Genomic DNA, 21,758 nt, shown 5'->3' on the forward strand with positions numbered 1-21,758 from the left:
TCCTGAGGGCTCAGCCAACGCTAACATTCACCCAATTGAGTGATTGGAAGGATGAAGCCCCCAGGCCATGAGTACCCCACAGGGACCCCAGGACCCACAGCAGCCGGGCTATGGCTATCCGCCGGCCCAGCCGGGCTATGGCTACGGCTATCCTCCGCCCCAGGAGGGTTATCCGCCGCAGCCCTATCTCCCGATCCCCCCCGAAGAGCCCGACTGGTTGGCTCTGGCAGCGCAGCAGGAAGCCGCGGCCAAACGCAGGAAGCGGCTGGTGATCATCGGCTCCGTCCTCGGCGGCGCCGCGCTGCTCGCCGGCGCCGTCTTCGTCGCCGCGAACGTTGCGCAGGACAAGGACAGCGACACCGTTGCCAGTCCCAGCACCAGTCCCAGCAGCGCGACGTCGTCGGCCGCTCCTTCCCCGAGCGCTACCGGCGGTGCGACCAGCAGTGCCGACCCCGCCGCCACCATGCGTGGCAGCGACCTGTTCGCCGCCGCCACGCTCCCGGTCAACGGGGAGAAGTTCGTACGCAAGTCCACGTCCCACGAAACCCCCTGCTGGAAGGCCACCGAGAACGGCCTCGGCGCGGTTGTGGACAAGAACCACTGCACCCAGGTCATGCTCGCGACCTACACCTCGGGCAGCGACTCGGTCACGGTGGGCGTCATGGTCTTCCCCAGCGCCGCGGACGCCAAGGCCGCGGAGGCCGCCTTCAAGGGCAGGATCACCGCCGTCGGCGGCAAGTCCGGCGTCCCGGACTTCTGCGGCAAGGTCTCCTGTGCCGTCACCCACGCCGTCCACGACCGCTTCCTCTACAGCACGACAGCCGGTCCCAACTCCGGTTCGGCTGGTGACGGCGACAGTGGCGCCATCGCCGCCGGCCAGGGCATCGCCGCCTACTCCCTCTCGCGCCTGATCGCAATGGACTAGAACCTGTCCGGCGGCAGTAATTGCGAGAGCGGATCGTAGACGAGGCGTGCCGCCCAGGTCGTGTCCTGGGCGGCACGTCACGTCATGAGAGGGCGGCTCAGCCCTCGTCGCCTTCGCCTTCGTCCGGCTGGGACTCGGCGTCCTTCTCCAGTCCGAGGGTCTCGATGACCCACTTGTCGAACTCGATGGACGCCCGCACCCAGCTCACCGTGCTGGACACGAAGTGCTCCAGGCCGACGCCCAGCCCGATCAGCATCTGGGCTTCGCCGATGAGACGGACGGAGCCATCGTCATTGGTGTGGGTGTAGACCTTGGGCCACAGGGTGCGGCGGTTCCAGTCGTCGATGGCCTCGTGCAGCATCGGCTTGTCGTCGACGGTGTACGGGCGGTCGTAGAAGGTGCGGACCGCGAAGATCTGCTGGTCCTCCTCACCACGGAACATGAAGTACGCGCGGAAGTCCTCCCACGGCGCCGCGAGGTCACCCTCGTCGTCGACGACGTACTTGAGCTCCATCTGCTCCAGAAGCTGCTTGACCAGGTCCTGGTTGGGGATCACGACCCCTTCTGGGCCGGTCTGCTCGGGGTCCGGCTGGCCCCCGAAATTCGGAATCGAGGACGGGTCGATGCTCACCGTTGGGTTCCCTTCGTGCGGATTACCGCCATCCTCCCCCATCACGCCCCGGAGGTGGCAAACAGCGGGTCACAATGCCTTGACTGCTCCCACGATCAGCCGGTCCCCGGCCCGGTCCACCCGGACCGTGTCGCCGTCGCGGACCTCGCCGGAGAGGATCTCCCGGGCGAGCTGGTCGCCGATGGCGGTCTGGACGAGGCGGCGCAGCGGCCGGGCTCCGTAGGCCGGGTCGTTGCCCTCGTCGGCGAGCCAGTCCAGGGCCTCGTCGGTGACGTCCAGGGTAATCCGCCGATCGCGGAGGCGGGCGGCGAGGCGGTCGGTCTGGAGCCGGGCGATACGGCGGAGCTCGGTCTTCTCCAGGGCGCTGAAGACCACGATGTCGTCGAGGCGGTTGAGGAACTCGGGCTTGAAGGAGAGCCGGACGGTGTCCAGGACGCTGTCCTTCTTCTGGGCATCGGTGAGGGTCGGGTCGACCAGGAAGTGACTGCCGAGGTTGGAGGTGAGGATGAGGATGACGTTGCGGAAGTCGACGGTCCGGCCCTGGCCGTCCGTGAGCCGCCCGTCGTCCAGCACCTGCAGCAGCACGTCGAAGACCTCGGGGTGGGCCTTCTCGACCTCGTCGAGCAGCACCACGCTGTACGGGCGCCTGCGCACCGCCTCCGTGAGCTGGCCGCCCTCCTCGTAGCCGACGTAGCCGGGCGGGGCGCCGACCAGGCGGGCGACGGAGTGCTTCTCGCCGTACTCGCTCATGTCGATGCGGATCATCGCCCGCTCGTCGTCGAAGAGGAAGTCCGCCAGCGCCTTGGCCAGCTCGGTCTTGCCGACGCCGGTGGGGCCGAGGAAGAGGAAGGAGCCGGTGGGGCGGTCGGGGTCGGCGATGCCGGACCTCGACCTGCGTACGGCGTCGGAGACGGAGCGTACGGCGGGGGTCTGCCCGATCAGCCGCTTGCCGAGCTCCTCCTCCATGCGCAGCAGCTTCTGGGTCTCGCCCTCCAGGAGGCGCCCGGCCGGGATGCCGGTCCAGGCGGCGACGACATCGGCGATGTCGTCGGGGCCGACCTCCTCGTCGACCATGGCCTCCAGCTCCTGCTGGGCGGCGATGGCGTCCTCCAGCTCCTTCTCGGCGGCCGGGATCAGCTCGGTGCGGATCTTGCCGGGGGTGACCCAGTCCCCCGTCTCCGGGGCCTTGAGCTCAGCCAGCTCGCGCTCGGTGTCCAGCTCGTCGAGCCGCTTCTTCAGGTCGCCGACCCGGGTGTGGATCGCCTTCTCCTTCTGCCAGCGGGCGGTGAGCCCCCGCAGTTCCTCCTCCTTCTCGGCCCGGTCCTTGCGCAGCCGCTCCAGCCGCTCGCGGGCGTCCTCACTGAGGTCGTCCTCGGGGTCGCGCTTCTTGAGGAGCTTGCGCTCCTTGCCGTCCGAGGCACTGGCCAGCAGCGATTCCTCCTCCATGCGCAGCCGGTCGACGGCGCGCTGCAGCTCGTCGATCTCGACGGGGGAGGAGTCCATCTCCATCTGCAGCCGGGAGGCGGCCTCGTCGACCAGGTCGATGGCCTTGTCGGGCAGGAAGCGGGAGGTGATGTAGCGGTCGGAGAGCTGGGCGGCCGCGATCAGCGCCGAGTCGGCGATCTGTACGCCGTGATGCGCCTCGTACCGGCTCTTGAGCCCGCGCAGGATGGCGATGGTGTCCGCGACCGTCGGCTCGGCGACCAGCACCTGCTGGAAGCGCCGCTCCAGCGCCGGGTCCTTCTCGATCCGCTCGCGGTACTCGTCCAGCGTCGTCGCGCCGACCATGCGCAGCTCGCCGCGCGCGAGCATCGGCTTGAGCATGTTGCCCGCGTCCATGGCCGAGTCGCCGCCGGCGCCCGCGCCGACGACGGTGTGCAGCTCGTCGATGAAGGTGATGATCCGGCCGTCGCTGGCCTTGATCTCGGCGAGGACCGCCTTCAGCCGCTCCTCGAACTCACCCCGGTACTTCGCCCCGGCCACCATCGCGCCCAGGTCAAGCGCCACGAGGCGCTTCCCGCGCAGCGACTCGGGCACATCGCCCTTGACGATGCGCTGGGCGAGCCCCTCGACGACCGCCGTCTTGCCGACGCCCGGCTCGCCGATGAGCACCGGGTTGTTCTTCGTCCGGCGGCTCAGCACCTGCACCACCCGCCGGATCTCGTTGTCCCGGCCGATCACCGGGTCGAGCTTGCCCTCGCGCGCGGCCGCCGTGAAATCGGTGCCGTACTTCTCCAGCGCCTTGTACGTCCCCTCGGGGTCCTGACTCGTCACGCGCTGCCCTCCCCTGCTGCTCTCGAACGCGTCCAGCAGCTTGCTGCCGCTCGCACCGTACTGCGTCAGCACCTCCCCGGCCGGACCGCCCTTCACCGCGGTCCCGATCAGCAGATGCTCCGTCGACACATACGCGTCCCCGAGCTCTTTCGCTCGCTGCGCCGCGTCCGCGATCACCGCCAGCAGGTCACGGTTCGCCTGCGGCGGCGCGACGGTCGACCCCTGCACGCTGGGCTGCGCCTGTACGAGGCGCTCCGCGCCCTTGCGTACGGCCTCCGGCTCGGCCCCGACCGTCGTCAGCAGGTCGAGGACGTTCTCGTTCTCCGGCTGCTCCAGCAGTGCCAGCAGCAGGTGGGCGGCGGTCAGATCCGGGTGGCCGCCGGCCACCGCCTTCGCGTTGGCGGCGTTGATCGCTTCCCGGCTCTTGTTGGTCAGCTCGGCGTCCACGTCTGCGGTACCTCTCTCTCGAACCTGCCCCATACACCCTGAGACAAGTTGAGTCTATGCCACTCAAGGCTGCGAATGCCAGGAATCGCGCCGCCACAGCCGTCCCACAGCTTTATTCGAACCTCTTTGCCAGTCCCTCACACCTCTGCCAAGATCCCTCCTCAGGGGAGGGGATCCTTTACATGCGCATACACAATCGCCCGGCTTCCATAGCCGTGCTCTCACTCGCCGTGGCCGCCGCCGGGCTCGTGCCCGCCGCCACCGCCCGAGCCGCCTCGGCAAGCAGTTGCGGCAGCAACATCTGGCACCAGGCGTTCTACGCGAACACCGGCTTCAAGGGCGACCCGAAGAACACCACCTGCGACAAGAAGATCGACGAGTCATACGGCACCGGTGACCCGCTCGGCGTGTCACTCCCGGTGGACAACTTCAGCGTCCGCTGGACCGTGACCCGGAACTTCGGCTCCGGCGGCCCGTTCACCTTCACCACCGCCGTACGCGACGGCGTCCGCGTCTACCTCGACGGCAAGCGGAAGATCAGCCTCTGGAAGGACGTGACCTCGACCCAGAAGAAGACGGTCAACGTCACCGTCCCCAAGGGCAAGCACACCATCCGCGTCGACTTCGTGGCCTTCAAGGGCAAGGCGAACATCTCGTTCGCGTACGCGCCCCGCACCTCGGCCTCCGTCGACAAGGTCAAGCCACTGGCCCCGACGGGTCTGGACGCCACGTACTCCGCCGGCACCCTCAAGGCCCGCCTGACCTGGTCCAGGAACCACGAGATGGACCTGGCCGGATACCGCGTCTACCGCCGCCTCACGACCGGGACCGCCTGGACCAAGGTCAGCGGCACCGCCCTGGTGACCTCGGCCGGCTGGACCGACACCCCGCCCGCAACGGGCGCGAAGTACGTCTACGCCGTCGTCGCCGTCGACAAGGCGGGCAACACCTCCGCCAAGTCCGGCACGGACACCGTCACCAGCACCGACAAGACCGCGCCGGCCGTGCCGACCGGTGCGGGCGTCACCTACGCCAAGGAAACCGGCCAAGCGGCCGTGAGCTGGGCCGCGAACACCGACGCCGACCTGGCGGGCTACCGCGTCTACCGCCGCGCGGGCACCGGCACGACCTGGACCAAGGTCAGCGGCACCGCCCTGCTGACCTCGCTCACGTACACCGACACCCCGCCCGCCACCGGCGAGACCTACTCCTACGCCGTCACCACCGTCGACACGTCGGGCAACGAGTCCGCCAAGTCCACGGAATCGTCCGCCGCTTCGGCCGACAGGACGCCTCCCGGCGTTCCGGCCGACGTGACCGTCACGTACTCGGACTCCACCGGCCGAGCGCTCGTCAAGTGGAGCGCCGTCACCGACCCCGGCTTCCAGACCTACCGGGTCTACCGCCGCACCGACACCGACGGCGACTGGGTCCAGGTCACCCCCGACAGCCCCCTGCTCACCTGGGCGCAGGAGTACGACCAACTGCCCGTCGGGGTGGCCGCGACGTACACCTACACCGTGACCGCCCTCGACAAGTCCGGGAACGAGTCCGCCAAGTCCGGGGAGGCGTCGGTCACCCTGACCGAAACGTCGGGCGGGCCCCGCGCCGTCACCGGCCTCACCGCCGAAGCCACCGAGTACGGCGTCGAACTCGACTGGGACGACAGCACGGATGCGGACCTCGCCGGCTACAGGGTCTCCTACGGACGCTGGGAGACGGACCACACCGGCACCTACTTCTTCCACCAGTGGTCGTCAGCCCTGCTGAGCGGCTCGCACTACCGCCTGCTCAAGCTGCCTTACGGCGCGAGCCTGACCTTCCAGGTCGTCGGCGTAGACACCGACAGCTACACCATCACGGACACGTCGGCCTCAATGGTCGCAGTCACCGAACTCGACCTCGGCTCCGGCCCCTACTCCGTGCCGCGTTCGGGTACCGGCGCGGTCGCACTGAGCCTGTCCGCAGCCGACAGCGGCGGGGTCTTCCTCGACTGGTACTGCTCCAACCAGAGTGTGTGCGACCAGATCACCGGCTACAACGTCTACCGCTACGACCGTGCCACCGGCGCCTACGTCAAGCTCAACGACGAGATCCTGGCGACCGCCCCGTCGAGCTACACCGACACCACCGCCGCGGACGGCACCACCCACTTCTACCGGGTGGCCGCCGTCTTCGACGACGGCACGGAGTCGCTTCCGGCCCAGGAGTACGTCATTCTCCCGCCGGCGGAGTGACACCCTTGGCCGCATGACGCTCAACCCGCGCGACCCCGACCCCGGTTACCTCGCCTTCTGGCGGGAGCACCATCTGAGCACCCTCACCACCCACCGGCCCGACGGCTCCCCGCACGTCGTGCCGGTGGGCGTGACGTACGACCCCGGGGCCGGGCTCGCACGCATCATCACCGGCAAGGCCAGCCGTAAGGTCGCCCACATCCGCGCCGCCGGCCCCGGCGGCGCCCCCGTCGCCGTCTGCCAGGTCGATCACGCCCGCTGGGCCACCCTCGAGGGCACCGCCACCGTCAGCACCGACCCGGCAGCTGTGGCGGAAGCCGTACGCCGCTACGCGGAGCGCTACGGCCGTACCCCACGCGAGAACCCGGACCGCGTCGTCATCGAAATCGCCCTTACCCGGGCCATGGGGCGGGGCTAGCACCCCCTGGGAGCCCCTGTGCGCAAATCCACCCTGCTCACCCGCCTCCTCGGCGGCGGCGCCCTCGCCGGTGTCGCCGCCGCCCTGCTGCTCGCCGCGGCCTGGGCCGCCGCCTGCCGCCTCGCCCCACCGCTTCGCCCCGCAACGGCCACCCCGGCCGCCGCGCCGGGCCACGTACCCCCGCACATACCCGCGAAGCTCCGCCCACCGGCCAAGGACTACGGTCTGGCCCTCGGCGCCCTGCTCACCGTGCTCGGCCCGGTCACGGCGCTCCGGTGCGTCGCCACGAACGACGGGAGCTCCGGCATCGGCCTGCTCGGCGGTCTCGTCATGCTGCTGCTGTTGCTGCTGACCCTCGGGCTCCTGGCCTACGTCGCCTTCGGCGCCGCCGTCTGGCAGCGCCACAGCAGCCGGGGCGACAAGCCCGGAGCGATCGCGGTGACGAACCACCGGTGGCTGGAAGTCCGTCGCGCTGGTCTGCGACAGCGGCCACATCACCTGGGGCGAGGTGGACCGCGACTCGAGCATGCGCCACCTCCGGACCGACCCCCACCCCACCACCCCCGACCGCACCACCCGGCCGCTCCCCCGCCCGCCAAGTTCCGCCCGCGCCTCCACCTCCCCCAACTGGCCCGTCTCCTGGCCGCATACGTACTTCTGCTGCCCGCTCTCCTCGGCCTCCTCGGCAGCGTCCCCGCCCTGTCCTGGCTGCTGTGCGCCGCCGCCGCTGCCGCCATCGCGGCGTCCGGGCTGAACGTCACCAAGAAGGTGGAGCAGTTGTCCGACGACCTGGACTGGAGGATCGACGAATTCCTCGACCCCTCCATCGCCTGACGCACCCCCTGCGCGCATAGGTTCAGCAAAGGTATGTCAAAATCCCCACACCAGGGAGGGGATCTTTGACCATGCACGCTCAGAAGCGCATCACCACCGCCCGTGCGGCCGCGCTCGCGCTGTCCGTCGCCGCCGCAGGCCTCGCGCTGCCCGCCACCGCCGCACATGCCGCCGCCACCGCGTCCGTCACCTGCGGCACCGGGGTCTGGAAGGCGGCGTACTACGCCAACACCACCTTCGCCGGCACCGCGAAGAAGACCGCCTGCGACACCGCGATCAGCGAGAACTACGGCTCAGGCGACCCCGCCGGGGTGACGCTCCCGAAGGACAACTTCGGCGTCCGCTGGACCCTGACCCGCGACTTCGGCTCCGGCGGCCCGTTCTCCTTCGCCGCGTCCGCTCAGGACGGCATCCGCGTCTACCTCGACGGCACTCGCAAGATCAGCCTCTGGAAGGACTACACGTCCACCCAGAAGAAGACCGTCAACGTCACGATCCCGAAGGGCAAGCACACCCTCCGCGTCGACTTCGCCGCCTTCAAGGGCAAAGCCAACGTCGCCTTCGCCTACGCGCCCCGCACCTCGGCCTCCGTCGACAAGGTCAAGCCGCTGGCCCCCACCGCGCTCAAGGGGACCGTCTCCGGCTACACCTCCCAGCTCACCTGGGCCAAGAACGCCGAGCTGGACCTCGCCGGATACCGCGTCTACCGCAACGGCGGCCTGATCAGCGGGAGTTCGCTGCTCGCCAAGCCCGCGTACACCGACACCCCGCCCGCCACGGGCGCGAAGTACGCCTACACCGTCACCGCCGTCGACAAGGCCGGCAACGCCTCCGCCAAGTCGGCCGCCGTGACCCTGGCCTCCATCGACAAGGCGGCCCCCGCCGTTCCCACCGGCCTCACGGTCGCGGTCAGCGCCGACGGCAAGGGCTACGACCTGGCCTGGACGTCCGTCACGGACGCCACGAAGTACGCCGTCTACCGGGCGACCTCGGCCACCGGGACGTACAGCTCGATCGGCACCACGGCAGCCGCGTCGTACACCGACACCAAGGCCGCCGAGAAGACCACGTACTACTACGCCGTGGCGGCCACGGACGCGGCGGCCAACACCTCCGCCAAGTCGGTCCCCGTCGGCGCCGGCACCGCGCTCACCGTCCTCCCCGCCACCATCCAGAACGTCACCGCCACGCTCACCAACGACGAGACCTGGTTCACCCTCACCTGGAGCATGCCCGCGGCCGACTGGACCGGCGAGATGAAGGTCTACGCCTCCAAGACCTCCCCGGTGCCGCTCGACAGCAACGAGTGGTGCACGCCGTACAGGGAGAGCGACCTCGGCGCGGCCGTCGCGAAGTTCTCCTGCACGCCGAACTCGGCGAGCCGCGGCGCCACTTACTACATAGCCGTCGTCCAGGTGGACGACGACGGCGACGTCTCCCTCCCGGCCGAGATCTCCTTCACCACCCCCGGTGACGAGGTCGCCCCCGCCGCCGTCACCGGCCTGACCGCCGAGGCCACCGGCTACGGCATCGCGCTCGACTGGGACGACAGCCCCGATTCCGACCTCCAGCGCTATGTGGTCTACCGCGGCACCATCGTCGAGGACGACGAGGACGGAGCCCACTTCATCACCGAGGGCTACCAGTACGTCAGCGGCACCACCTCCGAGTTCGTCTACCGCCTGGAGCAGGACGGCGAGACCTGGTCCTTCCTCGTCGACGCCGTCGACGTCTGGGGCAACTCCCTGGTCGCCCAGCGCAAGCCCATCCCCTACGTCACCGTCACCGAGCTGAACCTCACCCCGACGGTGGAGACGCCCTCCGGCTCGCCGGTGGACCTCGACGCCACCGCCGCCTCCTCCGGCACCGGTGTGGACCTGGACTGGTACCCGGTCACCGACGCCGTCAGCTACCGCGTCTACCGCTGGAACCCCGGCACGGCCGCGTACGAACGCCTCACCACCGACCCCGACCCCCTTACCGGCACCGCCTGGACCGACACCACGGCCGCCTCCGGCACCACCCACTACTACTGGGTCACCGCCGTCTACGCCGACGGCACGGAATCCGCCCCCGGCGCCGACTACGCGATCCTGGCCCCGGCCACGGACTGACGGTTTGACGGGCTGAGCGCGGCGGCGTGGGGTGAGTCACCCCGCGCGCATGGTCACCGCAATGGTCTGGCAAAATCCCCACATCAGGGAGGGGATCTTTGACCATGTCCATACATACGCGCAGGGCGGCAACCGCCCGCGCCGCTGCGCTCGCGCTCGCCGTCGCCGCCGCAGGCCTCGCGCTGCCCGCGAGCACGGCCCAGGCCGCCGTCACTTGCGCCACGAACGTGTGGAAGGTGTCGTACTTCGCGAACACCGCCTTCAGCGGCACCGCGAAGAAGACCGCCTGCGACACCGCGATCAGCGAGAACTACGGCACCGGCGACCCCGCCGGGGTCACCCTGCCCAAGGACAACTTCGGCGTCCGCTGGACCGTGACGAGGAACTTCGGCTCCGGCGGCCCGTTCTCCTTCGCCGCCTCCGCCCAGGACGGCATCCGCGTCTACCTCGACGGCACCCGCAAGATCAGCCTCTGGAAGGACGTGACCAAGACCGCCAAGAAGACGGTCAACGTCACGATCCCCAAGGGCAAGCACACCCTCCGGGTCGACTTCGCCGCCTTCAAAGGCACGGCGAACGTCAAGTTCACGTACGCACCCCGCACTTCGGCCTCCGTCGACAAGGTCAAGCCCCTCGCCCCAACCGGCACATCGGTCGCGTACTCCGCCTCCACCGGCAAGGCCAAGGTCACCTGGTCCAGGAACACGGAGATGGACCTCGCCGGATACCGCGTCTACCGGCGCCTCAAGGGCAGCAGCACCTGGACGAAACTGACGGCCACCACCTCGGCCTCGTACACCAACACCCCGCCGCCCACCGGCAAGACGTACTACTACGAGGTCCGCGCCTACGACAAGGCGGGCAACGAGTCGGCCGGCAGCGCCGACCGGGGTGTCACCACCGTCGACACCACCCCGCCCGCAGCACCGTTCGTCGATATGGACGCCTGCCCGGACCTCCAGCCCTACTCGGCCCCGCAACTTGTCACCACCGCCGCCAACGCGGCCGACATCGCCCTGTACGAGATGCAGCGCCGGGACACGGCCACCAATGCGTGGACCACCGTGTACACAGGCACCAAGGGCGCGATCTGTGACACCGGCTACCCGGCGGACGGCAGCAAGGTCACCTACCGGGGCCGGGCCCGCGACGCCGCCGGGAACTGGTCCGTGTACTCGGCCGCCACCACGCTCACCACGTCCGACCTGACACCGCCCGCGACCGCTGCCGACGCCCACGTCGAGTACCGGTCGGGCGTTCCCCACCTGGTGTGGTCCCCCGTCAGCGGGGCTGCCTCGTACCAGGTCCTCCAGTACGACCCGGCGACCGGCGGTTACCTCGACGCCCTGCCCGGCGGAGGCACCACCGCTCAGACCGACGTCGTACCGCGCCAGCTGGTCGCGATCGCCGACAGCTACCAGTACGTCGTGCGCTCGGTTGACGCGAAGAGCAACGCCGCCGCCCCGGTGGAGATCACGCTGCCGATGGCGGACCGGCCCGAGGCCATCCCCGCCTTCGCGACCACCGCGAGCCGGTTCGACGAGGGGGTGATGATCGAGTGGAGCAGCGCCGACCCGTGGACCTTCGACGGAGGCCCGCTTCTCACGTACCGGATCATCCGTACCGACACGGCGACCGGTGAGAGCAGCACCGTCGACCTGTGCAAGCCGAACAGCTCGAACGACAACCTGCCGCTGGAGGCCCCTTCGACGTACTGGACGTGGGTGACCGGTGACGACGCCCCCGCGTACGCCGGCCGCAAGCAGATCAACGGCGTCTGCTGGGACGTCTCGGGCGCGTCCGAGACGACGTACGAGTACCGGGTCGTGACCGTCGACCCCTACGGACACGCATCGCAGCCCGGCCCGGCCGCCACGGAGACCACCCCGGACACCCAGCGCCCGGCCCCGGTCGAGAACCTGACCGCGGAACAGATCCCGCTCGGCGTCCGCCTGACCTGGACGCCGCCCGCCGACGACGACGTCGCCGGCTACGCGGTGTGGCAGGGCGTCACCGACCCCGAGACCGGCGAGACGACCTGGGAACGGAACTGCTGGGACAGCCCCTCGCTGGCCGACACCGAGATCCTCTGCCCGACCGTCCCCGACGGCGCCACCCACGTCTACCGGGTGGCCGGCCTGGACAGCTCCGGCCTGTACGACCCGGCCGACGGCCCGGACGCCTACCACCCCGCCGACATCTCCGTCACCCTGCCGGACACCCGCCCGCCGGGCTGGACCGGGACCGACGTCATCGAGGACCAGTACCCGGATCTCTACGTCCGCTGCGGTGTCACCATCTACGACATGCCGTGCGGTGACTACACCGACTACCGCTGGGAGAAGTGGGACCCGGCCACCGCCTCCTGGACCACGTTCGCCAGGGGCAAGGTCGCCGACCCGGACTTCCACATGGACACGACGGTCCACGAGGACCGCCTCGGCCTGTACTACTACCGGGCCGTCTACATCGACCCGGCGGGCACGGAGGAGGTCGTGGAGCAGGAGGCCTACGGCATCTGGGACGACTGGCTCTGACCGCGATCGGCACATGAAAAGGGGCCCGGAGAATCCTCCGGGCCCCTTTTCGCGTGAGCGTGAGCGTGCGCGCGTACGCCTCAGTCCGAGGACTGCTGCCGCTTCGGCCGCCACACCACCAGCGCGCTGGTCTGCTGGACGTCCTGGTAGGGCACCAGGTCCCGCCGGTACGAGGCGTGGACCTGGGCCTCGCGCTGCTGCAGAGCGGCCGCAGCGCCCTCGACGGCGGCGGCCAGCTCGGCCACGCGGGCCTGGAGGGCGGCGACCTGGTTCTCCAGTTCGATAATGCGCTTGATGCCGGCGAGGTTGATGCCCTCGTCCTGGGAGAGCCGCTGGACTTCCCGGAGCAGCTGGATGTCGCGGGCGGAGTAGCGGCGGCCGCGGCCGGCGGTGCGGTCGGGGGAGACCAGGCCGAGGCGGTCGTACTGGCGGAGCGTCTGCGGGTGCAGGCCGGAGAGCTGGGCGGCTACGGAGATGACGTAGACCGCGGACTCCTCGGTCAGCTCGTACGGGTTGCGGCTGCGGCCTCCGCCGCCTCCGATGCCGTCCATGCTCATCAGGTCACGCTCCCTTCGCGGCCTTGAACAGCTCTGCGCGCGGGTCGAATTCCGCGGTGGCCTCGCGATACGCCTCCAGGGCGTCGAGGGCCTTGCCGTCGCTCACCTGGGGTACGGCGACCTCGACGGTGACCAGGAGATCGCCCCGGGTGCCGTCCTTGCGCACGGCGCCCTTGCCGCGGGCACGCAGCGTACGCCCGTTGGGGGTGCCGGGGGGAAGCTTCAGGCGGACCGGGGGGCCGCCGAGGGTGGGGACCTGGATCTCGCCGCCGAGGGCGGCCTCGGTGAAGGAGACGGGGACCGTCACCGTGAGGTTGTCGCCCTTGCGGCCGAAGACGGGGTGGGCGTCGACGTGGATGAGGACGTAGAGGTCACCGGCCGGGCCGCCGGTCTCGCCGGGGGCGCCCTTGCCACGCAGGCGGATCTTCTGGTTGTCCGTGACGCCGGCCGGGATGCGGACCTGCATGGTGCGGGAGGAGCGGGCCCGGCCGCTGCCCTTGCAGACCTCGCAGGGGTTCTGGGCGATGAGGCCGCGGCCCTTGCAGTCGACGCAGGGGTCGGTGAGGGAGAAGCCTCCGCCGCCGCCCCTGGACACCTGGCCGGTGCCGACGCAGGTGGGGCAGACGCGGGGGGTGCCGTTGGTGTCGCCGGTGCCGGCGCAGGCCTTGCAGGGGGCCTGGCTGGACATGCGCAGCGGGACGGTGGCGCCGTCCACGGCCTCGGTGAAGCTGAGCGTCACCTCGGTCTCGATGTCCTGGCCGCGGCGGGGCGCGGCCCGCCCGGGGCCGCGGTTGAACAGGCCGCCGAAGACGTCGCCGAGGCCGCCGCCGAAACCACCGCCGCCGGCCGTGCCGCCGCCGCCCTGGCCGCCGCCGAACAGGTCGCCCAGGTCGAAGCCACCGCCGCCGAAACCGCCCGGACCGGGCCGGAAGCCGCCGTTGCCGAAGAGGGCGCGGCCCTCGTCGTACTCCTTGCGGCGCTTGGCGTCCGACAGGACGTCGTTCGCCTCGGAGATCTCCTTGAAGCGCTCCTCGGCCTTGACGTCGCCCTTGTTGGCGTCCGGGTGGAACTCGCGGGCGAGCTTCCGGTACGCCTTCTTGATCTCGGCGTCGGTGGCGTCCTTCGGAACGCCGAGGACCTTGTAGAGGTCCTTCTCAAGCAAGTCCCTGCTGATGCTCATCCTCGGCGTCCCTCCTTCCGTTCATGTCGTGCTGTTGTGCCTGTCGTGCCCTGTGCCTGTTGTGCGTCAGCCCTGGTCGGGGCCACCGTTCTCCTCTTCGGATGTCTCGTCGGCCTTCTGCGCGCCCGGCTGGGGCTCGGCGACCGCGACCCGCGCGGGGCGGATCGTACGTTCTCCGATGCGATACCCCGGCTGGAGGATCTGCACGCAGGTGGTCTGGGTGACATCCGGCGAGTAACTGTGCATCAGGGCCTCGTGCACCAGCGGGTCGAAGGGCTCGCCCTCCTTGCCGAACTGCTGCAGGCCCATCTTGGCCGCCACGGTCTCCACCGACTCGCCGACGGACTTGAAGCCGCCGACCAGTTCGTTGTGGTCACGGGCGCGGCCGATGTCGTCGAGCACCGGGAGCAGCTCGGTCAGGAGGTTCGCGATGGCGATCTCCCGGACCGCGATGCGGTCCCGCTCCACCCGGCGGCGGTAGTTCTGGTACTCGGCCTGGAGCCGCTGGAGGTCTGCGGTGCGCTCGCCGAGCGCGCTGCGGGCCTGGTCCAGGGCGGCCATCAGGCCGGCTGTCGCGTTTGCGTCCCCGGCCGGGGCCGCCGGGCCCGCCTGGTCGGCGGGTCCGGCGGCCTGCGCCGCGTCGTTCTGAACGGAATCTGCGGCATCGGCAGAGGGGACGTCAGGCTTCTCGTTGTTGTCGAAGCCCGGGGTCTCCTCCGTCACGCGGCACCGTCCTTCTTGTCCTCGTCGACGATCTCGGCGTCCACGACGTCGTCATCGGCGGCGGCGTGCGCGCCCGCGTCGGCGCCCGGGGCACCGGCGGTCGCACCCTCGGCCTGGGCGTTGGCGTAGAGCGCCTGGCCCAGCTTCTGGCTGGTGGCCGCGACCTTCTCGGTGGCCTCACGGATCGCCGCGGTGTCCTCGCCCTTGAGGGCTTCCTTGAGGTCCGCGATGGACGCCTCGACCTCGGTCTTGACGTCGCCGGGGACCTTGTCCGCGTTGTCGGCGATGAACTTCTCGGTCTGGTAGACGAGCTGCTCGGCCTGGTTGCGGGTCTCGGCGGCCTCGCGGCGCTTGTGGTCCTCGTCCGCGTACTGCTCGGCCTCGCGCATCATGCGGTCGATGTCGTCCTTCGGCAGCGCCGAGCCGCCGGTGACGGTCATCCGCTGCTCCTTGCCGGTGCCGAGGTCCTTGGCGCCGACGTGCATGATGCCGTTCGCGTCGATGTCGAAGGTGACCTCGATCTGCGGCACGCCACGCGGGGCCGGCGGCAGGCCGGTCAGCTCGAACATCCCGAGCTTCTTGTTGTACGCCGCGATCTCGCGCTCGCCCTGGTAGACCTGGATCTGGACGGACGGCTGGTTGTCCTCGGCCGTCGTGAAGATCTCGGAGCGCTTGGTCGGGATCGTGGTGTTGCGCTCGATCAGCTTGGTCATGATGCCGCCCTTGGTCTCGATACCGAGGGACAGCGGGGTGACGTCGAGGAGCAGTACGTCCTTGACCTCGCCCTTGAGCACGCCCGCCTGGAGCGCGGCACCGATGGCCACGACCTCGTCGGGGTTGACGCCCTTGTTGGCGTCGCGGCCGCCGGTCAGCTCCTTGACGAGCTCGGCGACGGCGGGCATCCGGGTCGAGCCGCCGACCAGGACCACGTGGTCGATCTCGGACAGCTGGATGCCGGCGTCCTTGATGACGTTGTTGAACGGGTTCTTGCAGCGGTCGAGCAGGTCGGCCGTCAGCTGCTGGAACTGGGCGCGGGTGAGCTTCTCGTCCAGGTGCAGCGGGCCCTCGGCGGACGCCGTGATGTAGGGCAGGTTGATCGAGGTCTCGGTGGACGAGGACAGCTCGATCTTCGCCTTCTCGGCGGCCTCACGGAGACGCTGCAGCGCCATCTTGTCCTTGGACAGGTCCACGCCGTGGCCGGAGTGGAACTGCTTCACCAGGTAGTCGACGACCCGCTGGTCCCAGTCGTCACCACCGAGGTGGTTGTCACCGTTGGTGGCCTTCACCTCGACGACGCCGTCGCCGATCTCCAGCAGCGACACGTCGAAGGTGCCACCACCGAGGTCGAAGACGAGAATGGTCTGGTCGTCCTTGTCGAGGCCGTAGGCGAGGGCGGCAGCCGTCGGCTCATTGACAATACGAAGGACGTTGAGGCCCGCGATCTCGCCGGCCTCCTTGGTGGCCTGGCGCTCCGAGTCGTTGAAGTACGCCGGGACCGTGATGACCGCGTCCTGGACCTTCTCGCCCAGGTACGCCTCGGCGTCGCGCTTCAGCTTCTGCAGGATAAAGGCGCTCATCTGCTGCGGGTTGAAGTCCTTGCCGTCAACGTTGATCTTCCAGTCGGTGCCCATGTGGCGCTTGACCGACCGGACGGTCCTGTCTACGTTCGTGACCGCCTGGCGCTTCGCGACCTCGCCGACGAGCACCTCGCCGTTCTTGGCGAAGGCGACGACGGACGGCGTGGTCCTGGCGCCCTCTGCGTTGGTGATGACGGTGGGCTCGCCGCCTTCGAGAACGCTGACGACGGAGTTAGTCGTGCCCAGGTCGATGCCGACCGCACGTGCCATTTTGGAATCCTCCAGCGACTTGAGTGGAACTGACTCAAGGGTGCATCACCGGCCCGGCCGATGTCAAAAGGCATGAGCGGACCAGGCTCAACCTTCTGTCGCGTAAGGCGCGCATAAGCTCCATTGCCGCAGCTCAGAGGTAGGCTGCGGGCAGGCGTTCCGTATGGCAGAACAGGTGGGCACAACCGGCCCGCATCCGGCCACGGGCCCCGGCCGCGACGGCGCGACCCCGCAGGGCGACGCAGATCACCGGCCAGGCTGCTTCTGACCGCCCGCCGGAGGCGATAATCTCAGGAAGACCACACAAGTTACCGATTAGTAAGAACCGCTCTCGCAGGTCCGAGGAGCCCGGAATGCAACTCGCCGCGATCATCGTGTCGCTGGTCCTCACCGCGGTCGGCGTTGCGCTCATCAGCCGCGCCGTCGCGCAGATCTACCGGTTCGTGAGGATCGGCCAGCCCGTCCCGGCCGGCAGCCGTACCGACAACCCCAAACAGCGCTCGATCACGCTGGCCCGGGAATTCCTGGGCCACACGCGCATGAACCGCTGGGGCATCGTCGGCTTCGCGCACTGGTTCGTCGCGATCGGCTTCCTGACGCTGCCGCCGACGCTGGCGCAGGCGTACGGGCAGCTGTTCCAGGCCGACTGGACGCTGCCGTGGATCGGCGGCTTCCTGCCGTTCGAGTTGTACATCGAGTTCATCGGCGTGATGACGATCCTCGGCATCCTCGTCCTGATCACGATCCGGCTCCTCAGCCTGCCCTCCCGCGCGGGCCGCAAGTCCCGCTTCGCGGGCTCCAAGGCCTGGCAGGCGTACTTCGTCGAGTACGTCATCCTCACCATCGGCGCGGCGATCCTGACCCTGCGCGGGCTCGAGGGCGCGATCCACCACGTGGAGCACTACGAGGCGGCGTACTTCCTCTCGTACCCGCTCGTGGTGGCCTTCAGGGGCCTGAGCACCGAGACGCTCCAGAACCTGATCTACCTCACCGCGATGATCAAGATCGGCGTCTCGCTGATCTGGATGATCGTGGTCTCGCTCAACACCAACATGGGCGTCGCCTGGCACCGCTTCCTGGGCTTCCCCAACATCTGGTTCAAGCGCAACGCCGACGGCGCGACCGCGCTGGGCGCCCTCCAGCCGATGACCTCGGCCGGCGTGCCGATCGACTTCGAGGACCCGGGCGAGGACGACCAGTTCGGCGTCTCGCAGGTCGAGCACTTCGCCTGGAAGGGCATCCTCGACTTCTCCACCTGTACGGAGTGCGGCCGCTGCCAGTCGCAGTGCCCGGCCTGGAACACGGGCAAGCCGCTCTCCCCCAAGCTCCTGATCATGTCGCTGCGCGACCACGCCCACGCCAAGGCCCCGTATCTGCTCGCGGGCGGCGGCAAGGACGCGGAGGGCGAGGAGAAGGCCACGGCGGAGCAGCTCGCGGGCGTCCCGGCGGCGGCCCTCGCCGAGGCCGAGCGGCCGCTGATCGGCACCGCCGAGGAGAACGGCGTCATCGACCCGGACGTGCTGTGGTCGTGCACGACCTGCGGCGCGTGCGTCGAGCAGTGCCCGGTGGACATCGAGCACATCGACCACATCGTCGACATGCGCCGCTACCAGGTGATGATCGAGTCCTCGTTCCCGAGCGAGGCGGGCACGATGCTCAAGAACCTGGAGAAGAAGGGCAACCCGTGGGGCCTGCCCAAGAAGCAGCGCCTGGCGTGGGTCAAGGAGGTCGACTTCGAGGTCCCGGTCGTCGGCGAGGACATCGAGGACCTGACCGAGGTCGAGTACCTGTACTGGGTCGGCTGCGCCGGCTCCCTGGAGGACCGGGCGAAGAAGACCACCAAGGCCTTCGCCGAGCTGCTCAACATCGCGGGCGTTAAGTTCGCGATCATGGGCGGCGAGGAGAACTGCACCGGTGACTCCGCCCGCCGCCTGGGCAACGAGTTCCTGTTCCAGCAGCTCGGCGCCGAGAACGTCGCGATGCTGAACATGGCCTTCGGTGAGGACGACGAGGACGAGAGCACCAAGCTCCCCAAGTCCAAGAAGAAGATCGTCGCCACCTGCCCGCACTGCTTCAACACCATCGCCAACGAGTACCCGCAGCTCGGCGGCGAGTACGAGGTCATCCACCACACCCAGCTGCTCCAGCACCTCGTCGACGAGGGCAAGCTGATCCCGGTGACCCCGGTCGAGGGCCTCATCACCTACCACGACCCCTGCTACCTGGGCCGTCACAACAAGGTCTACACACCGCCGCGCGAGATCATCGCCAAGGTGCCGGGGCTCCGGAACGAGGAGATGCACCGCCACAAGGAGCGCGGCTTCTGCTGCGGCGCGGGCGGCGCGCGCATGTGGATGGAAGAGCGGATCGGCAAGCGCATCAACAACGAGCGCGTGGACGAGGCGCTGTCCCTCAACCCGGACATCGTCTCCACCGCCTGCCCGTTCTGCCTCGTCATGCTGTCCGACTCCGTCAACGGCAAGAAGAACGAAGGCAAGGCGAAGGAGTCGCTGACGGTCGTCGACGTCTCCCAGCTGCTGCTGCAGTCCGTCAAGACCCCCGTGGCGGCGGACGACGCCGACGCGGACTCCGCTCCTGAGCCGGAGCCGGTGAAGTAGCCCGTACGGATCCGCATGGACGCGGCAGTGGCCGGTGCCCGACCCGGGCGCCGGCCACTGCTGTTCACCAGCACAGCCTTTGGCCCTCACCGCATGTCGAACCGGTATGCGTAAACCCATACTTGCCGTTCTCGCCCTCGCACTCGCCGGCACCGCCGCATGCTGGCAGTCGGGCGCGGCCCAGGGGACTCCGTCGGAGACTCCGTCGTGGATGGCCGGCAAAGCCGCCGCCGGCGCCCGAGCCCACTCGGACTTCAACGGCGACGGTTACGGCGACCTGGTCCTGACCGACACCACGGCCACCGTCGAAGGCGTCTACTCCGCCGGATACGTGGCCGTCGTCTACGGCTCCGCGAAGGGCCCGGACACCGGACACCGCAAGATCATCACGCAGAACAGCCTCAACCTCGGCAAGGCCGGCCAGGGCTTCGACTTCGGCGACCACACCGTCACCGGCGACCTCAACCACGACGGCTACAGCGACCTCGCCACCTCGGCCGGCAGGAACACCATCTTCATCGTCTGGGGCGGTAGAAGGGTCTGAGCCTGAGCGGCGCCGCCCGGATCACCGGCAGGATCCCGCTCATCGGCGACTTCAACGGCGACGGACGCGCCGACCTGGTCACCCAGACCACCAAGGACAGCACCGCCACGCTCCGGCTCGGCCCCTTCAGCCGCAAGGGCGCGCCGAAGCGCAGCACCACGCTGAACCTCACTCCGTCGGACCCGGACCTCCTCGCCACCGTCGCCGCCGCCGGGGACGTCACCGGCGACGGCCGCACCGACCTGGTCGTCACCTGGTCGCGGATCTACGGCGACGGGGAGTACACCCCGCGCGCCACCGTCCTTTACCGCGGCACGAAGACAGGCACCCTGGTCAAGGGCCCCCGCCTCAAGGACGCCAAGGGCAAGGACATCTACGCCTCCGACGCATGGTCCGGCGAGGTCACCACCGCCGACGTGAACAAGGACGGCTACGCCGACATCGTCCTCGGACTCCCCTACGAGCTCCTCGGCGAGCCCATGACCCCGGCGGGCGGCGCCCAGATCGTGGTGTCGTACGGCGGCCCCAAGGGCCAGAGCACCAAGCTCAAGCCGGTCCGGATCAACGAGAAGGCCGCCGGGCTGCCCGGATCACCGACGTTCATGTGGGACAGCTTCGGCTCCACGCCGGTCGCCGGCGACACCAACGGCGACGGCTACGCCGACGTCGCTTTCGCCGCGCGACTGGCCGACGACCGGCCCACCATCGTCGTCCTGCGAGGCAGCGCCAAGGGGCTGACCACGGAGAACAGCAAGCTCTTCACCGGCCTGGGCGGCGCCGCCATGCTGCTGGACACCAACCGGGACGGCCGGGTCGATCTGGCCCTCGGCGACGCGAAGCACGACACGGCCACCGTGCTGCGCGGCACCGCCGGCGCCAACGGGGGCATCACCACGACCTCGCCACTGGCCGCCTTCGGCCCGGCGGACCTGGGCCTGAGCGAGTCGCAGGTCGGTCAATTCGCCTCCGGCTTCGGCAGGTAGCCCGCCGGGCGGTGACGGGGTCGCCTGGGCCACCTGGGCCCCGGCTCAGGCGACCCCGTACTCCTTCAGCAGCGCCGCGAACTGCGTCGCGTCATGCAGCTTCGCCGCGTCGTCCCCCGACACCGCCTTGCCGTTGATCTTCACGTACGGCGTGCCCGCGGCGCCGCTCTTCAGAAAGGCCTTCTCGGACGCCTGCACAAAGCTGTCGTACGTGCCCTTCTTGACCGCCGCCTCGAAAGCCGTCGTGCGCAGGCCGTCCACCTTGCCCGCGATGCTCAGCAGGAAGTCCGCCGTGAAGCCGTCGTTCGTCTCCTCGGGCTGATTCGCGTACAGCGCCTCGTGGTACGGCACGAACTTCCCCTGCTCCACCGACGCGCGCAGCGCGTTGGCCGCCCGCTTGGAGCCGTTGCCGCCGAGGTTGCCGTCCAGGAAGGAGGCGAGGGTGTACTCGATCTTCACCTTCCCCGACTTCGCGAGCGCGGCGAGCGTCGCACCCGACGCGGTCTCGAAGCTCTTGCAGATCGGGCACCGCAGGTCCTCGTACACCTGGACGGTGTTCTTCGCGGACGCCTGGCCGACGATGATCGTCGTCCCGTCCGAGCCCATCTTCGCCGGGATCGAGCCGAGGACGGCGGGGTCCGACAGCGCGGGCCCGCCCGTCGCCGAGGCCGTCGAGGACGGCGTGGCCTTGGCATCGGAGTCGGTCGTCACCGCGCTGAGCGGGTCGCACGCCGTCAGCGACAGCATGACCAGCACAGCGGCGGCGGCAGTGGCGGCAGTGGCGGCGGCGGTGATTCGTACGGCCATGAACAGAGGTCCCTTCCGATTGCCCGTCACCCCGAACGCTAGGGGCTGGCAGGGCCCTTTGGGTAACCGGAGAAAATCACTC

The 21,758-nt window shown here is 69.5% G+C and carries 16 protein-coding genes; 9 read left to right on the forward strand and 7 right to left on the reverse strand.

What is annotated here, in order from left to right; translation table 11 throughout:
* Window positions 1-67 precede the first annotated feature (67 nt).
* Entirely contained in the window at window positions 68-925 is an 858-nt protein-coding gene (locus tag OG607_RS20385) for a hypothetical protein (protein WP_405725108.1), read from the forward strand.
* A gap of 97 nt (window positions 926-1,022) precedes the next feature.
* On the opposite strand, the gene OG607_RS20390 is transcribed toward OG607_RS20385, so the two are convergent.
* A complete protein-coding gene (locus tag OG607_RS20390; protein ID WP_405725111.1) occupies window positions 1,023-1,556 on the reverse strand; it encodes a YbjN domain-containing protein in 534 nt (177 codons plus the stop codon).
* Window positions 1,557-1,625: 69 nt separating this feature from the next.
* On the reverse strand, window positions 1,626-4,277 hold the full coding sequence (locus tag OG607_RS20395) for an ATP-dependent Clp protease ATP-binding subunit (protein ID WP_405725114.1): 2,652 nt from the start codon (window positions 4,275-4,277) through the stop codon (window positions 1,626-1,628).
* Window positions 4,278-4,459: 182 nt separating this feature from the next.
* Between OG607_RS20395 and OG607_RS20400 the strand changes: the two genes are divergently transcribed.
* The 5 genes from OG607_RS20400 (at window position 4,460) to OG607_RS20420 (ending at window position 12,417) form a co-directional block, all read left to right on the forward strand.
* A complete protein-coding gene (locus tag OG607_RS20400) occupies window positions 4,460-6,514 on the forward strand; it encodes a PA14 domain-containing protein (RefSeq protein WP_405725117.1) in 2,055 nt (684 codons plus the stop codon).
* A 13-nt stretch (window positions 6,515-6,527) separates the two neighbouring features.
* Window positions 6,528-6,932, forward strand: coding sequence for a pyridoxamine 5'-phosphate oxidase family protein (locus tag OG607_RS20405; protein ID WP_405725120.1), 405 nt, complete (start codon window positions 6,528-6,530; stop codon window positions 6,930-6,932).
* A gap of 18 nt (window positions 6,933-6,950) precedes the next feature.
* Window positions 6,951-7,766, forward strand: coding sequence for a hypothetical protein (locus tag OG607_RS20410; RefSeq protein ID WP_405725123.1), 816 nt, complete (start codon window positions 6,951-6,953; stop codon window positions 7,764-7,766).
* Between the two features lie 71 nt (window positions 7,767-7,837).
* Window positions 7,838-9,880 (forward strand): hypothetical protein, encoded by a 2,043-nt coding sequence (locus tag OG607_RS20415; protein ID WP_405725126.1) that lies wholly within the window; start codon window positions 7,838-7,840, stop codon window positions 9,878-9,880.
* Between the two features lie 104 nt (window positions 9,881-9,984).
* Window positions 9,985-12,417, forward strand: coding sequence for a hypothetical protein (locus OG607_RS20420; protein WP_405725129.1), 2,433 nt, complete (start codon window positions 9,985-9,987; stop codon window positions 12,415-12,417).
* A gap of 80 nt (window positions 12,418-12,497) precedes the next feature.
* On the opposite strand, the gene OG607_RS20425 is transcribed toward OG607_RS20420, so the two are convergent.
* From OG607_RS20425 to dnaK, 4 genes are all read right to left on the reverse strand, one after another.
* Window positions 12,498-12,974, reverse strand: a complete 477-nt coding sequence (locus OG607_RS20425; protein WP_405725132.1) for a heat shock protein transcriptional repressor HspR — start codon at window positions 12,972-12,974, stop codon at window positions 12,498-12,500.
* 4 nt (window positions 12,975-12,978) lie between these two features.
* Window positions 12,979-14,154 (reverse strand): molecular chaperone DnaJ, encoded by a 1,176-nt coding sequence (gene dnaJ / locus OG607_RS20430; protein WP_405725135.1) that lies wholly within the window; start codon window positions 14,152-14,154, stop codon window positions 12,979-12,981.
* 66 nt (window positions 14,155-14,220) lie between these two features.
* The gene (gene grpE, locus OG607_RS20435; protein ID WP_405725138.1) at window positions 14,221-14,877 is read right to left on the reverse strand and encodes a nucleotide exchange factor GrpE; all 657 of its coding nucleotides are present in this window, start codon (window positions 14,875-14,877) and stop codon (window positions 14,221-14,223) included.
* Window positions 14,874-16,724: a molecular chaperone DnaK gene (gene dnaK / locus OG607_RS20440; RefSeq protein WP_329314600.1), complete on the reverse strand. Its 1,851-nt coding sequence runs from the start codon at window positions 16,722-16,724 to the stop codon at window positions 14,874-14,876. The genes grpE and dnaK overlap by 4 nt, the downstream gene beginning before the upstream one ends.
* A gap of 353 nt (window positions 16,725-17,077) precedes the next feature.
* On the opposite strand from dnaK, the gene OG607_RS20445 reads away from it, so the two are divergent.
* The 3 genes from OG607_RS20445 (at window position 17,078) to OG607_RS20455 (ending at window position 20,869) form a co-directional block, all read left to right on the forward strand.
* Complete coding sequence (locus tag OG607_RS20445) at window positions 17,078-19,342, forward strand: (Fe-S)-binding protein (protein WP_405725142.1); 2,265 nt, start codon at window positions 17,078-17,080, stop codon at window positions 19,340-19,342.
* Window positions 19,343-19,448: 106 nt separating this feature from the next.
* Window positions 19,449-19,886, forward strand: a complete 438-nt coding sequence (locus OG607_RS20450) for a hypothetical protein (RefSeq protein ID WP_405725145.1) — start codon at window positions 19,449-19,451, stop codon at window positions 19,884-19,886.
* A gap of 41 nt (window positions 19,887-19,927) precedes the next feature.
* Window positions 19,928-20,869, forward strand: coding sequence for an FG-GAP repeat domain-containing protein (locus tag OG607_RS20455; RefSeq protein ID WP_405736929.1), 942 nt, complete (start codon window positions 19,928-19,930; stop codon window positions 20,867-20,869).
* Window positions 20,870-20,914: 45 nt separating this feature from the next.
* On the opposite strand, the gene OG607_RS20460 is transcribed toward OG607_RS20455, so the two are convergent.
* Window positions 20,915-21,676 (reverse strand): DsbA family protein, encoded by a 762-nt coding sequence (locus tag OG607_RS20460; protein WP_405725148.1) that lies wholly within the window; start codon window positions 21,674-21,676, stop codon window positions 20,915-20,917.
* Window positions 21,677-21,758: the final 82 nt, after the last annotated feature.

The sequence above is a fragment of the Streptomyces sp. NBC_01537 genome, from assembly GCF_045040445.1.
In the GTDB taxonomy this organism is placed as follows: Bacteria; Actinomycetota; Actinomycetes; order Streptomycetales; family Streptomycetaceae; genus Actinacidiphila.